At 35.7% G+C, this 14367-nt stretch carries 13 protein-coding genes and 1 other annotated feature; of the genes, 10 read left to right on the plus strand and 3 right to left on the minus strand.

The features are described from left to right. Positions 1 to 52: 52 nt before the first annotated feature. The gene (locus DT250_RS23425; protein WP_000039594.1) at positions 53 to 187 is read left to right on the plus strand and encodes a YuzL family protein; all 135 of its coding nucleotides are present in this window, start codon (positions 53 to 55) and stop codon (positions 185 to 187) included. Between the two features lie 43 nt (positions 188 to 230). Here DT250_RS23425 and DT250_RS23430 read toward each other — a convergent pair whose 3' ends face one another. The 3 genes from DT250_RS23430 to rnhC all read right to left on the minus strand — a co-directional run bounded on the left by DT250_RS23430 (position 231) and on the right by rnhC (position 1816). Next, the gene (locus DT250_RS23430) at positions 231 to 482 is read right to left on the minus strand and encodes a hypothetical protein (protein ID WP_097907781.1); all 252 of its coding nucleotides are present in this window, start codon (positions 480 to 482) and stop codon (positions 231 to 233) included. 13 nt (positions 483 to 495) lie between these two features. Next, positions 496 to 765, minus strand: a complete 270-nt coding sequence (locus DT250_RS23435; protein ID WP_000925542.1) for a hypothetical protein — start codon at positions 763 to 765, stop codon at positions 496 to 498. A gap of 115 nt (positions 766 to 880) precedes the next feature. Beyond that, positions 881 to 1816 (minus strand): ribonuclease HIII, encoded by a 936-nt coding sequence (rnhC, locus tag DT250_RS23440; RefSeq protein ID WP_098048075.1) that lies wholly within the window; start codon positions 1814 to 1816, stop codon positions 881 to 883. A gap of 124 nt (positions 1817 to 1940) precedes the next feature. On the opposite strand from rnhC, the gene zapA reads away from it, so the two are divergent. The 9 genes from zapA (at position 1941) to isdE (ending at position 14352) form a co-directional block, all read left to right on the plus strand. Next, positions 1941 to 2210 (plus strand): cell division protein ZapA, encoded by a 270-nt coding sequence (gene zapA, locus DT250_RS23445; protein WP_000082701.1) that lies wholly within the window; start codon positions 1941 to 1943, stop codon positions 2208 to 2210. A 1-nt stretch (position 2211) separates the two neighbouring features. Continuing rightward, positions 2212 to 2751, plus strand: coding sequence for a CvpA family protein (locus DT250_RS23450; protein WP_000565411.1), 540 nt, complete (start codon positions 2212 to 2214; stop codon positions 2749 to 2751). Between the two features lie 55 nt (positions 2752 to 2806). After that, positions 2807 to 4525: a DNA polymerase/3'-5' exonuclease PolX gene (polX, locus tag DT250_RS23455; RefSeq protein WP_000867528.1), complete on the plus strand. Its 1719-nt coding sequence runs from the start codon at positions 2807 to 2809 to the stop codon at positions 4523 to 4525. A 19-nt stretch (positions 4526 to 4544) separates the two neighbouring features. Continuing rightward, the gene (locus tag DT250_RS23460; protein WP_097889217.1) at positions 4545 to 6905 is read left to right on the plus strand and encodes an endonuclease MutS2; all 2361 of its coding nucleotides are present in this window, start codon (positions 4545 to 4547) and stop codon (positions 6903 to 6905) included. A gap of 194 nt (positions 6906 to 7099) precedes the next feature. After that, positions 7100 to 7789 (plus strand): 23S rRNA pseudouridine(2604) synthase RluF, encoded by a 690-nt coding sequence (locus DT250_RS23465; RefSeq protein WP_149213765.1) that lies wholly within the window; start codon positions 7100 to 7102, stop codon positions 7787 to 7789. 108 nt (positions 7790 to 7897) lie between these two features. Next, positions 7898 to 8148 (plus strand) — a binding site (T-box leader). Positions 8149 to 8265: 117 nt separating this feature from the next. Beyond that, on the plus strand, positions 8266 to 9591 hold the full coding sequence (gene brnQ6, locus DT250_RS23470; RefSeq protein WP_097916563.1) for a branched-chain amino acid transport system II carrier protein BrnQ6: 1326 nt from the start codon (positions 8266 to 8268) through the stop codon (positions 9589 to 9591). Positions 9592 to 10088: 497 nt separating this feature from the next. Then, positions 10089 to 10796 (plus strand): heme uptake protein IsdC, encoded by a 708-nt coding sequence (isdC, locus tag DT250_RS23475; protein ID WP_149213766.1) that lies wholly within the window; start codon positions 10089 to 10091, stop codon positions 10794 to 10796. A 19-nt stretch (positions 10797 to 10815) separates the two neighbouring features. Further along, positions 10816 to 13401, plus strand: coding sequence for an NEAT domain-containing protein (locus DT250_RS23480; RefSeq protein WP_149213767.1), 2586 nt, complete (start codon positions 10816 to 10818; stop codon positions 13399 to 13401). Between the two features lie 69 nt (positions 13402 to 13470). Beyond that, positions 13471 to 14352: a heme ABC transporter substrate-binding protein IsdE gene (gene isdE, locus DT250_RS23485; RefSeq protein WP_149213768.1), complete on the plus strand. Its 882-nt coding sequence runs from the start codon at positions 13471 to 13473 to the stop codon at positions 14350 to 14352. The last annotated feature ends 15 nt before the right edge of the window (positions 14353 to 14367 follow it).

Here is a 14367-nt window from a genome sequence, read left to right on the forward strand (position 1 = left end):
TTGCATAGTTTATTACCTCGTAGCAAAAAGTAACGCGAAGGGGTGAATATAAATGAGTAAAAAAGTGAAAAAAGATCATTCAAGATCAAGCCTTGGTTCTCCAGAAGTAGAAGGACAAGGAACGACGACACATGAAACAGGTTCTCATAAAGTATCTTCATCAAATAAGAAGCAGAAAAGAAGTTAACATAAAAAAGGAGAGTCTTGGCGGCTCTCCTTTTTTATATGTATTACACCTTATTATCATTAATTTCCTTTGTAATTTTATCTACATTTTTGTCTAATCGATCTAAATAGAAAAACCACATTAAGCTCATGAGCACGTAATAGATGGCCATCACACAAAGACTATCAGATACATTTTCGAATGTGGATTTAGTAGTGAAAAAAGCTCCCCAAATGATAGAAATAGTGAGGAAAGAAAGTGGGCCTACGAGGTGTACGAAAACATATAATAACTTTTTAATTTTCACAGCGTTTATATGAATTCCCTCCTTATGTAAACAATCCTTTTTTTCTAATCATAGATTCAAGTTCCTCACAGAAGTGTTGTAGTTTTGCTGGATTGTGTATTAACAAGCGGGCATCGTGTTTCCCGATAAATCTTCGAATCCGAAAGTTTAATAAGAAAGATCGGCCGTAACGCTCTATTAAATCGTTGAACTCTCGTTGTTCACTTAGTAGCTGAATGTTTTCTCTAATTTCAAACTGTCTTTCGTGTGGATCGCCTAGTAAAATATTTAGAATCATTTGTAGAAGTAGCAATGGGAATCTCCTCCTATGTTAGAATAATCTGTATATTTTAATTGTAACAAAAATAAAAGGACAATAGTAGAGTGAAACAAAAACAGGAGTTTGTAGGCTCCTGTTTTTGTCGATACTATTTTAATAAGCGAAACGCCTTCTCCTTATTAGCGAAATGCATTTTCACAAACTCAGGTAATCGTTCTTTACCAAGCTTTTGAATTAATTTAGCAGCTGCAATATCAACTTGTTTACCAGCACCTTTTGGAAGTGGCATACCGGCTTTTTTGCTTAGTTCATCAAACTGTTTTACGAATGAGTAACGAGCTAAAATAGAAGCAGCGGCTACTGCTAAATGGACACTTTCACCTTTCGTTGCGAAGTAAACATTTTCACGCTGTACCTGCTTTTGCTTTGCTAAATATTTGTAGTATGTATCAGGTTGTGTGAATTGATCGATTAAGACGCCTTCAGGTTTTGTAGGTGCAATTTTAGCTAATAAGTTTGTAATAGCTTTATTATGCAGTAAAGCTTTTAACTTACCTTGGTTGTTTCCTTTATCAAATAGCTCGTTATATTTTTCATTATGAAGGACAAGAGAGCTGTAAGGAACAACATGTAGAAGTTGTTTTGCAATGGCAGTAATTTGATCGTCATTTAAGTTTTTAGAGTCTTTTACACCAAGTTCTTTTAACAGTGGGATTTGCTTTGCGTCCACATATACAGCAACTACTGTCATCGGTCCGAAGAAATCACCAGTACCAACTTCATCTGACCCTACGATAGACATTGTACCGATGGAAGCAGGGGGTGCATAACGGTGTGAATCGACAGATTTTTTTACAGCTGTTTTCGGTGTTTGAGAGACAGTTTGCCAACGAGAAGCTTCTGCTTCAGCACGGCCACCTTGAAACATTACTTTTCCAGATTTATAAGCTGTAATGGTGCAAGACGGCACCTTTGCCATGAAGATTCCGCCTTGTGGGGTTTTTGGGCTAAGTGCCTGTTTGTATTGTTGTTTCATGTCTTCAATTACTGTAGAATTTGTTTGAATTACGATAGAATTTGACATAGTGGTCGCCCCTTTTTTTATATTGTTATTTTTATCATATCGGATTGTTCTTTCTGTTTCCATAATATGATGGTTCATGGTATGATAAACTTTAGGATTCTGTACGTGATTGGAGGCCGGTGAGTTGTCACAACAAAAGGGAAAGAAAAGTCGAATTAATGTAGAAATCTATGGCCAACAATATTCAGTTGTTGGCGATGAAAGTACAAGTCATATCCGCATGGTAGCAGCGATTGTGGATGATAAAATGCGCGAACTCAATGCCAAGAATCCTTCGCTTGACACGAGTAGACTAGCGGTATTGACGGCGGTAAACGTCATACACGATTACATAAAATTAAAAGAAGAACATGAGAAATTGAAAGAAAGTATGACAAAAAAAGGAATGGAATAACATGATTGATATTATTATCATTTTACTGCTTGTTATGGGATTTTTCCTCGGCTTACGCAGAGGGTTTATTCTGCAACTTGTAAAGTTAACAAGCTTTATTATCGCATACCTTGTTGCATACTGGTACTGTAAAGATTTAGCGCCAGCACTTGCGAAATTTATTCCGTATCCATTTGATAAAAATGTATCTGTTCCAGAATGGATTGATGCAAATAATATTGAGACAGTATTTTATCAAGCGCTTGCGTTTATCATATTGTTTATTATTACAAAAATTGCACTTTCATTACTTGGTAATTTGTTAAATATGTTTGCAGAAATACCGGTTTTAAAGCAAGTCAATGCGTTTGCGGGGGCAATCCTCGGATTTTTAGAAGTATATATTATTTTGTTTGTTTTAATTATCGTTGGAAACATTCTTCCAATTGAACAAATACAAACACCATTACAAAAATCATCAATTAGCAAAATAATTGTAGACGATACACCGATTCTTTCTGAAAAGGTGAAGGAACTATGGCAGACAGGTAGCAGAGTATAACTTCTCTTTTTTCGGAAAGAGGAGTTTTTTTCTATGAAAGAAAGGCGGGGCAATGATGAAGGTAAATAAAAAACAAGTTATTAAATTATTAGAGACAATCGGTCTGTTTATGGAACTAAAGGGCGCGAATCCATTTAAAATATCTGCATTTCGTAAGGCGGCGGCAGCGTTAGAAAGTGACGATCGCAGTCTTTCTGAAATTGAAGATTTCACGAAGATTCCGGGCATTGGAAAAGGAACAGCGGCAGTTATTCAAGAATATATAGAATCGGGAACATCTGAAGTATTACAAGAGCTTGAAAAAGAAGTGCCAAGTAGTTTATTACCGTTATTAAAATTGCCAGGCCTTGGTGGTAAAAAGGTAGCTAAGTTATATAAAGAACTTGGTGTTGTTGATATGGAATCGCTAAAAGCGGTTTGTGAGGAAAATAAAGTACAAGCTTTAGCAGGTTTCGGTAAGAAGACAGAAGAGAAAATATTAGAAGCAATCGATCAAGTAGGATCTCGTCCAGAGCGTTTACCAATCGCAATGGTATTGCCTATTGCCGGGGAAATAGAGGAGAAATTGTCGAATATTGCTGAAGTAATTCGTTTCTCTCGCGCTGGTAGTTTGCGCCGAGTTCGTGAAACAGTGAAAGATTTAGACTTTATCATTGCAACGTCAGAACCAGCTACAGTACGTGAGCATTTACTGCAATTCGATAATATGATTGAAGTAATCGCAAGTGGAGATACGAAAGTTTCTGTTCGTCTTCAATATGAATATGATATTTCAATCGATTTCCGTTTAGTAAAACCTGAAGAATTTATTACAACTCTTCATCATTTCACAGGATCAAAAGACCATAACGTAAAAATGCGCCAAATCGCGAAAGATAGAGGCGAGAAAATTAGTGAGTACGGTGTAGAAAACTTAGAAACAGGTGAAGTGAGAACATTTGAAACAGAAGAGGAGTTCTTCTCTCATTTCGGTCTTCCATTCATTCCACCAGAAGTGCGTGAAGATGGAAAAGAAATTGAATTAATTAAAGAGTATCCGAACTTAATTCAGTTCTCTGATATACAAGGTGATTTACATATGCATACAACGTGGAGTGACGGTGCCTTTTCGATTGAGGAAATGGTACAGGCATGTCGTGCTCGTGGTTATAAATTTATGGCAATTACCGACCATTCACAATACTTAAAAGTAGCGAATGGTTTAACGAAAGAGCGCCTTCGTGAACAAGCGAAAGAAATTGAACGTATGAACGAAAAGTATCCAGACATTACAATTTTACGCGGAATTGAAATGGACATTTTACCAGATGCAACACTTGATTTTGATGATGAAGTATTAGCAGAATTAGATTATGTCATTGGAGCGATTCACTCTAGCTTCTCACAAGACCGTGAAACGATTATGAAACGTCTTCGTGCTGCGCTGGAGAATAAGCATGTCACAATGATTGCCCATCCGACAGGACGCCTTCTTGGGCGTCGTGAGGGTTACGATGTAGATACAGATTTATTAATTGAACTCGCAAAAGAGACAAATACAGTTTTAGAATTAAATGCGAATCCAAATCGTCTAGATTTAAGCGCGAAATTATTAAAACAAGCACAAGATGCTGGTGTAAAAGTAGCGATTAATACAGATGCTCATACGCTTGAAATGTTAGAAGATATGGAAACAGGTGTAGCCGCAGCACGTAAAGGTTGGATTCAAAAAGATAACGTGATTAACACGTGGGATATCGAACGTTTATTAGACTATATTAAACGTAATAAGTAACACAAGGGGGACCTGCAACATGTTAGAAAGAACGTTGCGTGTATTAGAATACAATAAAGTAAAAGAACAATTACTTGAACATACAGCCTCTTCACTTGGCCGTGACAAAGTGAAGCATTTAGTGCCAAGCACTGATTTTGAAGAAATTGTAGAAATGCAAGATACAACGGATGAAGCAGCGAAAGTCATTCGTTTAAAAGGTAGTGCACCATTAGGTGGTATTACGGATATTCGCTCAAATGTGAAGCGTGCAAAGATTGGGAGTATGTTAAGTCCAAATGAACTACTTGATATTGCAAATACGATGTATGGTAGTCGCAATATGAAACGTTTCATTGAAGATATGGTTGATAATGGTGTTGAGCTTCCTATTTTAGAAACTCATGTCGCTCAAATTATATCTTTATATGATTTAGAAAAGAAAATTACAAATTGCATCGGTGATGGCGGTGAAGTAGTCGATAGCGCAAGTGATAAACTGCGTGGTATTCGTACTCAAATTCGTACTGCGGAAAGTCGTATTCGTGAAAAGTTAGAAAACATGACGCGTTCTTCTAACGCGCAAAAGATGCTGTCTGACGCGATTGTAACGATTCGTAACGAACGTTACGTAATCCCAGTAAAACAAGAATACCGCGGTGTATATGGCGGTATTGTTCACGATCAATCAGCTTCTGGGCAAACGTTATTTATTGAACCACAAGTCATTGTAGAGTTAAATAACGCGCTTCAAGAAGCACGAGTGAAAGAAAAACAAGAAATTGAACGCATCTTATTGATGTTAACAGAAGAAGTGGCAGTAGAAGCAGATATCGTTTTATCTAACGTAGAAGTAGTTGCGAATCTTGACTTTATTTTTGCGAAAGCTTTTTATGCGAAGCGTATAAAAGCAACGAAGCCAATTGTAAATAACGAGCGCTATATGGATTTAAGACAAGCACGTCATCCGCTTATTGATCCAGAAATTATCGTGCCAAATAACATTATGTTGGGTAAAGATTTCACGACAATTGTTATTACGGGGCCGAATACAGGTGGTAAAACAGTTACGCTGAAAACAGTTGGTATTTGTGTATTAATGGCGCAATCTGGCCTTCACATTCCAGTAATGGATGAGTCAGAGATTTGTGTATTTAAAAATATCTTTGCCGATATCGGTGATGAGCAATCGATTGAACAAAGTTTAAGTACGTTCTCCTCACATATGGTGAACATTGTTGATATTTTAGAAAAAGCTGATTTTGAAAGCTTAGTTTTATTCGATGAATTAGGTGCTGGAACAGACCCGCAAGAAGGGGCTGCATTAGCAATTTCAATTTTAGATGAAGTATGTAATCGTGGTGCTCGCGTTGTTGCTACGACGCATTACCCAGAATTAAAAGCATACGGATATAACCGTGAGAAAGTTATTAATGCGAGCGTTGAGTTCGACGTGAATACATTAAGCCCAACGTATAAATTATTAATCGGTGTACCAGGACGTAGTAATGCTTTTGAAATTTCGAAGCGCCTTGGACTATCTGATCGCGTGATTGATCAAGCTCGTAACCACATTAGTACAGATACAAACAAAATTGAAAATATGATTGCGAAGTTAGAAGAAAGTCAAAAGAATGCAGAGCGTGACTGGAACGAAGCAGAAGCACTTCGCAAGCAATCTGAAAAACTGCATCGCGAATTACAGCGTCAAATTATTGAATTTAATGATGAGCGCGATGAAAAATTATTAAAAGTGCAAAAAGAAGGGGAAGAAAAAGTCGAAGCTGCAAAGAAAGAAGCAGAAGGCATTATTCAAGAACTTCGTCAATTGCGTAAAGCACAGCTTATAAACGTGAAAGACCATGAGCTTATTGAAGCGAAGAGCCGTCTAGAAGGTACGGCGCCAGAGCTTGTGAAGAAACAAAAAGTAAACGTGAAAAACACAGCGCCAAAACAACAATTACGCGCAGGCGATGAAGTAAAAGTATTAACGTTCGGCCAAAAAGGTCAATTACTTGAAAAGGTAAGTGATACAGAGTGGAGCGTACAAATTGGTATTCTGAAGATGAAAGTGAAAGAATCCAATATGGAATACATTAATACACCGAAGCAAACTGAGAAAAAAGCAGTCGCAAGTGTGAAGGGTAGAGATTATCACGTTTCGTTAGAGCTCGATCTTCGCGGTGAACGTTATGAAGATGCAATGATGCGCGTTGAAAAATATTTAGACGATGCACAGCTTGCAAGCTATCCGCGCGTATCAATTATTCACGGTAAAGGAACAGGAGCGCTTCGCCAAGGTGTACAAGATTACTTGAAGAAACACCGCGGTGTGAAAAACTACCGCTACGGTGACATGGGCGAGGGAGGCCTAGGCGTAACAGTTGTCGAATTAAAATAGCAAACAACGAAACAAAGGGGAACCATTATATGTTTATGGACAAACTTGCAAAAGTATTGTTAGCTTGTTGCGGAATATTTTTGGTAATTGGGGTTATTTATTTAGTTGTTTTTGCGAAGTAAAAGAGCGTCAATCGTGGCAGAGTGATATTGCCATAGATTGACGCTTTTAATATATAGGAAAAGGAATAAGCTATGAAAATCAACCAATACATAAGCGAAGCAAAATCCTGTTCAAGACGCGAAACAGACCGTCTCATTAAAGCAGGACGCGTGGCTATTAACGGTGAAATATGTACGCACGGTGCACTCGTGAGCGATGGTGATGTGGTAACGATTGATGGACAGGTTATTGTAAAAGAAGAGAAAGAAAAGGTGTATATCGCCTTTCATAAACCAGTTGGTATTACTTGTACAGCAGCCGAGCATATTGAAGATAACATTATTGATTATATCAATTACCCAGAGCGTATCTTTCCTGTTGGACGATTAGATAAAGCGTCGGAAGGATTAATTTTATTAACGAATGACGGTGCGATTGCGAATCAAATTTTACACGGAGATCATGAACACGAGAAAGAATATATTGTTACGGTTGATAAGCCGTTTACAGATTGGTTTATTGATGAGATGTCCAGCGGTGTAAAGATTAAGGATGACATGACGAAGCCTTGTAAAGTGACGAGAGTGGATCAGTCTACATTTCGCATCGTTTTAACGCAAGGAATGAACAGACAAATTCGTAGAATGAGCCGTGCTTTCGGATTTACTGTAACAAAGCTAAAGCGGGTTCGTATTCTGAATATAGAGATAGACGATCTTGAAGTGGGAAAATGGCGGAGCGTTACATCTGAGGAATTAGACATTTTAATAAATCAGTTTTAGGGAGGAAAAATTTTCTCCCTATATTTTTTTGTCAGAAAAAATAAAACTATTGATTTTTTAAAAAATAGCCCATATAATAAAAAACAACAAGTTTCGACAAGATATTTTATAAAAGTAATGATGAGGACATGAGTTGTTTTTGACGATTCTCAGAGAGGGAAGCCTAGGCTGTGAGCTTCCTAATACGGAAAGACAAACTTACCACCTCTAAACTTCAAGAGTGAACTGCATGATGCATTGTAATTCTTGGCGGATAAAACCGTTATCAATTTACACGAGCTATAAAATGAGCTTATTTTGTTATAAATTCATTTTATTAGAATAAGGGTGGAACCACGATTTCAACACTCGTCCCTTTGTTAGGGACGGGTGTTTTTTGCGTTCTTTTACGGGGAAGTATGCTTGAAAGAGGATATGTGACGGTCTTTAATTCAGAATATTTTGTCAATGTAAAAATATGTAGGAGGTTAGTAGAAATGAAATCATCTTTAAAGTTTTCTGAGATGTTTGCAATAAGTTTAATGTTGTTTGCACTATTTTTCGGTGCAGGTAATATGATTTTCCCGCCGGCTTTAGGGCAAGGTGCTGGAACAGACGTATGGATCGCGTTATTTGGCTTTATCGTAACAGGTGTTGGATTACCTTTATTAGGGGTAATTGTTATAGCTCTAAAGGGAGATATTAATGAGCTAGCGGGACGTGTACACCCTGTATTCGCACTTGTTTTTATCACTGCAATTTATTTATGTTTAGGCGTATTCGTAAGTGTTCCGCGTACAGGAACAGTTGCTTATGAAATGAGTGTTGCACCATTTTTACCAAGTGAGATAGCTGGTCAATCGTATCCACTTGTTATTTTTACATTCATTTTCTTTGCAGTAACTTTCTATTTAGCTTTAAACCCATCGAAATTAGTGGGCCGCATCGGTAAAGTATTAACTCCAATTTTGTTAGCTGTTATAGCAATTATCGTAGGTAAAGCAATTATTACACCAATTGGAGAATTTGGTGCACCGACAGAAGCGTATAATGCTCCGCTCTTTAAAGGTTTTATTGATGGATATTTAACTTTAGATGGACTTGCAGCACTTGTTTTCGGAAATGTTGTTATTAATGCTTTAAAAGCAAAAGGCGTTACAAATAAGAACAGCATTGCAAAAGTAACAATTTTTGCAGGATTTATTGCAGCGCTCGGTTTACTACTTGTTTATTTAGCACTTGCTTATCTGGGAGCTTCTAGTGTGTCTCTTGGAATGGGAGCAAACGGAGGGATTATTTTAACAAACGTTGTAAATCATTTATTTGGTAGTTACGGAACTTTATTATTAGGGATCGCAATTACAGCGGCATGTTTAACAACTTCTGTAGGTATTGTTGCAGCTTGTGGGGAATATTTTTCTTCCTTATTACCAAAGCTTTCTTATCAAAAGATTGTTTTCATCTTCTGTGTATTAGCATTTATGGTAGCAAACCTTGGGTTAACTCAGTTAAACGCATTAGCATTACCGATTTTAATTGCAATTTACCCAATTGGTATCGTACTGATTGTATTATCACTTGTTGAAAACTATATTCGTCTTCCATTAGCTATGTATGTAGGGGGTATTGTAGGTTCATTTGCAATTAGCTTCTTTGATGGATTGCATAATGCAAATCTTCAAGTAGCGGCCCTTGCTCCTATCTTAGATAAAATTCCACTATATAGTGTAGGGATTGGTTGGCTAGTTCCGGGTATCATTGGAATTGCAATTGGATATGTAGTTTCTTTATTTCAAAAGCAAGAAGTTGCTGTAGAAAAATAGTGAAAAGAGGCTTTCTATGAAAGAAAGTCTCTTTTTTTGTAGAAAAAATTGCATATAGGGAAATTTAGATATTAAAAATTTTATACGTAATATAGTTGACAAAAAAATTAGCATTAGGCTAAGATTGACTTAGTTGTGGAAATATTAGAAGGAAAGTGAGGAGTGAAAGGTATAAGGTTTTCTATAACGATATCATTTTGTAGATAGAGGTGATAGAGTAGGAGAATGGTTAGTTTTATTTTTTTTGACCTTCATTGAGAATGATAATCACCAAAAGAAATAGGGACTTATGTTAAAATGTAAATCGCTCTTTATAAGGAATAGGGAGGGATATTATTTTTAACACGTAGTGAGAATGATAATCAATAATATCTACATTACATAAATAAATTACAATTAAATAATGATAGAGGATTATTATTTTTTTTATACATTGAGAATAATTATCATTTTCAAAAAAGTATGGATGAAAGATAAACAAGGAGGAAGTAAGCCAAATGAGAAAGATTTCTGTATTACCCGCTTTTATTATGACGTTCATATGTATGCTAGCTTTTTTCGTAGTGCCATTTGGACAAGCTTCGGCAAATGTAGCTGACGGTATTTACGATATTAACTATGTCATACAAAAAGCAGAAAATGATTCAGCTTCAATGGCAAATGATTATTTTGAAAAACCAGCTAAGTTAATTGTGAAAAATGGTGAGATGAGAGTACAAATTCCTATGAATCATAGTGCTTGGATTACAGAATTTAAAGCACCAGAGAACGGAAACTTTGTTGATGCAAAAGTTGTTAGTAAAGATGAATCTGCAGATAAAAGAACTGTAGAGTTTAAAATAGACGATTTATCTAAACCAGCAGCTGTAAAAATTCATGTTGTTGTACCTAACGTAAATTATGACCATAACTACACAATTCGCTTTGCATTTGATGCAAATGTAAAAGCGTTAGGTGGAGAAAATAAAGCAACTACTGTAACAAAGAATAATGATCAAACAAAAACAGATACACAAGTAAAAGAAGAAGTGAAGAAAGAAGAGAGTAAAGAAGCAAATAAAGAGGCAAGCAAAGGAACAAATGAAAGTGGAAAAGCTGAAAAAACAGATAACCCAAAAACAGGCGATGAAGCACGCATCGGATTATTTGCAGTGTTAATTCTTATTTCAGGTGTTTTTTTAATTCGTAAAGTACGTCAAAACTAAATAAAGGAGCGTTATTCCATTGAATAGATATCTTAAAATTGTTGTTGCGATGTGTTTAATGATATTTACATTCGTATCAACATTACAACCTCTTGCAGTTCAAGCAGCAAGCCAACTAGCTGACGGTGAATATTCAATCGGTTTCAAAGTTCTTAAGGATACATCAGATGAAGAATCTATGATGAATCAATACTCTGTAAGTCCAGGAACTTTAAAAGTGAAGGATGGGAAGAAGAAGGTATCCTTTACGTTAGAACATAGTTCATGGATTACGAAGTTTGAAACAGAAAAAAATGGCCAGTTTGTTGCGACAAATGTAAGTAGTGAAGATAAAGAAAAAGATACACGAGTAGTAGAATTTGAAGTGGACGATGTAGAGAAAGTATTAAATGCGAAAGTAAAAGTAGACATAGACTTTTTAAATTATCATCATGACTATGATGTGCGTATTGCATTTGATCAAAATAGTATTACACCGATTCATGTAGAAAAACCAAATGAAAAAGAGGATCCAGCAAATAAGCCAGATCCAAATGAAAAACCGGATCCAAGTCAGAAGCCCGACCAAAAGCCTGACCCAGATCAACAACCCAATTCTAACACAATTAACGATGGGAATTATAGTATTCCATTTAAAGTGTTAAAAGATAAGACAGATGAAGAATCTAAGATGAATAATTACATGGTAAATCCAGGAGTATTAAAAGTAGAAAACGGTAAGAAAAAGGCAATTGTAACACTAACAAGTAGCTCATTAATTAAAAATTTCCAAACGGAAAAAGATGGCGCATTTGCTGATGCAAAAGTAGTGAGTGAAGATAAAGAAAAAGATACAAGAGTAGTAGAGTTTGAAGTGGACGATTTATCAAAAAAATTAAATACAAAAGTATTTATCGAAATGGCATCAAGAAACTATAAGCAAACACATGATGTACAACTTTTATTTGAACAAGATAAACTTGAGCCAATTAAGAACGAAGAAAAGCAACCAGACGGTGATAAAAAGCCAGAGGTAGAGAAACCAAAAGTAGAGAAGCCGAATGTTGAAACAATTAAAGACGGTGAATACAGCATCAATTTCAAAGCTTTAAAAGATCAATCAGAAGAAATTTCAATGATGAACACGTATACGAAGAGTCCGGGCGTGTTAAAGGTGAAAGATGGTAAAAAATATGTATCATTCACATTAACGAATAGTGCATGGATTACAAAGTTTGAGTTTGAGAAGAATAGTTCTTTTGTTAATGCAAAAGTATTAAGTGAGAATAAAGAGCAAAATACAAAAGTAGTAGAGTTAGAAGTAGATGATTTATCTAAAAAATTAAACGCAAAAGTAAAAGTAGATATTGATGCGATGAATTATCACCATTTCTACGATGTTCAATTTGTATTTGATCAAGATAGTATTAAAGTTTTAGGTAACCAAGGCGAAAACGACAACCAAGGCGGAAACGATAACCAAGGCGGAAACGATAACCAAGGCGAAAACGATAACCAAGGTGGAAACAACAACCAAGGTAACAACACAACCATTGATCCAAAAGCCCTTAAAGATGGTGAATACAGCATTGGCTTTAAAGTTCTAAAAGATCAAACAGAAGAAATTTCAATGATGAACACATATACAAAGAGTCCAGCTGTACTAAAAGTGAAAGATGGTAAGAAGTATGTATCGTTTACATTAACGAATAGTGCATGGATTACAAAGTTTGAGTTTGAGAAGAATAGTTCTTTTGTTAATGCAAAAGTATTAAGTGAGAATAAAGAGCAAAATACAAAAGTAGTAGAGTTAGAAGTAGATGATTTATCTAAAAAATTAAACGCAAAAGTAAAAGTAGATATTGATGCGATGAATTATCACCATTTCTACGATGTTCAATTTGTATTTGATCAAGATAGTATTAAAGTTTTAGGTAACCAAGGCGGAAACGACAACCAAGGCGGAAATAATCAACCAAAAGTAATAGTTGATCCGAAAAATTTAGTGGATGGTCAATATGATATTCCATTTAAAGTGTTAAAAGATAAAACAAATGAGCTTTCAAAGATGCATGACTATACTGTACACCCAGCAAAATTAATCGTTAAAGATGGTAAAAAGTACATTGAGATGACGTTGAAAAATAGTGCATGGATTACAAAATTCCAAACGGAAAATAACAGTCTTTTTGCTGATACGAAAGTAGTAAGCGAAGATAAAAATGCAAATACGAGAGTAGTGCAATTTGAAGTAAGTGATTTATTTGCAAAATTAAATGCAAAAGTAAAAGTTGATATCAATGAAATGAACTACCATCATTTCTACGATGTCCAAATTCAATTTGATACAAATAATATTGGTGCGTTAGGAACGATTAAAGAGGATCCAAAAAAAGATCCGAACAATCCAGTGATTACACCGAAAGTAGATAATGTAAAAAAAGTAGATAATCCTGATTTTAACCGAAATGCAGATGATAAGAAGAAAAAAGAAGATCAAAAAAATGATCCGAAAAAAGAGAAAAACTCAAAAACGGCAGATACAGCACAACTAGGTTTATACATGGTGCTATTGCTTGGGTCACTTGCTTTACTAGTTCGTAAATATAGAGCAGGAAGATTGTAATTTTTGGAGTCTTGATGCATGTTCGCATGCATCAAGACTTGTTTCATATTGTTTGGAAAGGAGTGGTGATTGAGAGTGAAGAAAATTGCTAGTGTACTAATGGCTATCATTCTATTAGTGAGTATAGCTGGATGCTCGGCGCCCCAAAAAGAAGCAGCAAAACAGGTGAAAAGTGAGAGTAAAGAGAGAATTGTTGCAACGACAGTTGCTGTTACTGAAATTATGGATGCGTTAGAAGTAGATTTAGTTGGTGTTCCAACAAGTACGAAAGATTTACCAAAGAGATATAAAGGTTTACCTGAAGTCGGGAATCCGATGAGTCCTGATATGGAAAAGGTAAAATCGTTAAAGCCGTCAGAAGTATTATCCGTGACAACACTTGAATATGAATTAAAGCCAGTTTTTGATGGTGTTGGCACGAAAGCAAACTTTTTAGATTTAACAAGCTTGAAAAATATGCAAAATTCCATTAGCGATTTAGGTAAGCAATATGGACGTGAAAAGCAGGCTGAAGCAGTTGTAACGAAGTTAGATAACAAGGTTGCAGAGATTAAAAAAGCAGTAAAGGGAAAGAAAGAACCGACAGTGCTTATTTTATTAGGTGTACCGGGGAGTTATTTAGTAGCAACAGAGCATTCTTATATTGGAGATTTAGTGAAACAACTAGGTGGTAAAAATATTGTGCAAGGTGAACAAGTAGAGTATTTAGCTTCTAATACAGAGTATTTAAAAAAAGCTGATCCAGATATTATTTTACGAGCAGCTCATGGTATGCCTGATGAAGTTGTGAAAATGTTTGATAAAGAATTTAAAACAAATGATATTTGGAAACATTTCGCTGCAGTTAAAAATAACCGTGTTTACGATTTAGAAGAGCGCTTATTTGGGACGACAGGTAATTTAGCAGCAATGGAAGCGTTAGATGAATTGAAAAAAATGATGTATCCGTGATGCATTTTAATATAA

Origin of the sequence: Bacillus sp. AR2-1 (genome assembly GCF_008368755.1) — a bacterium.
Lineage (GTDB): Bacteria > Bacillota > Bacilli > Bacillales > Bacillaceae_G > Bacillus_A > Bacillus_A wiedmannii.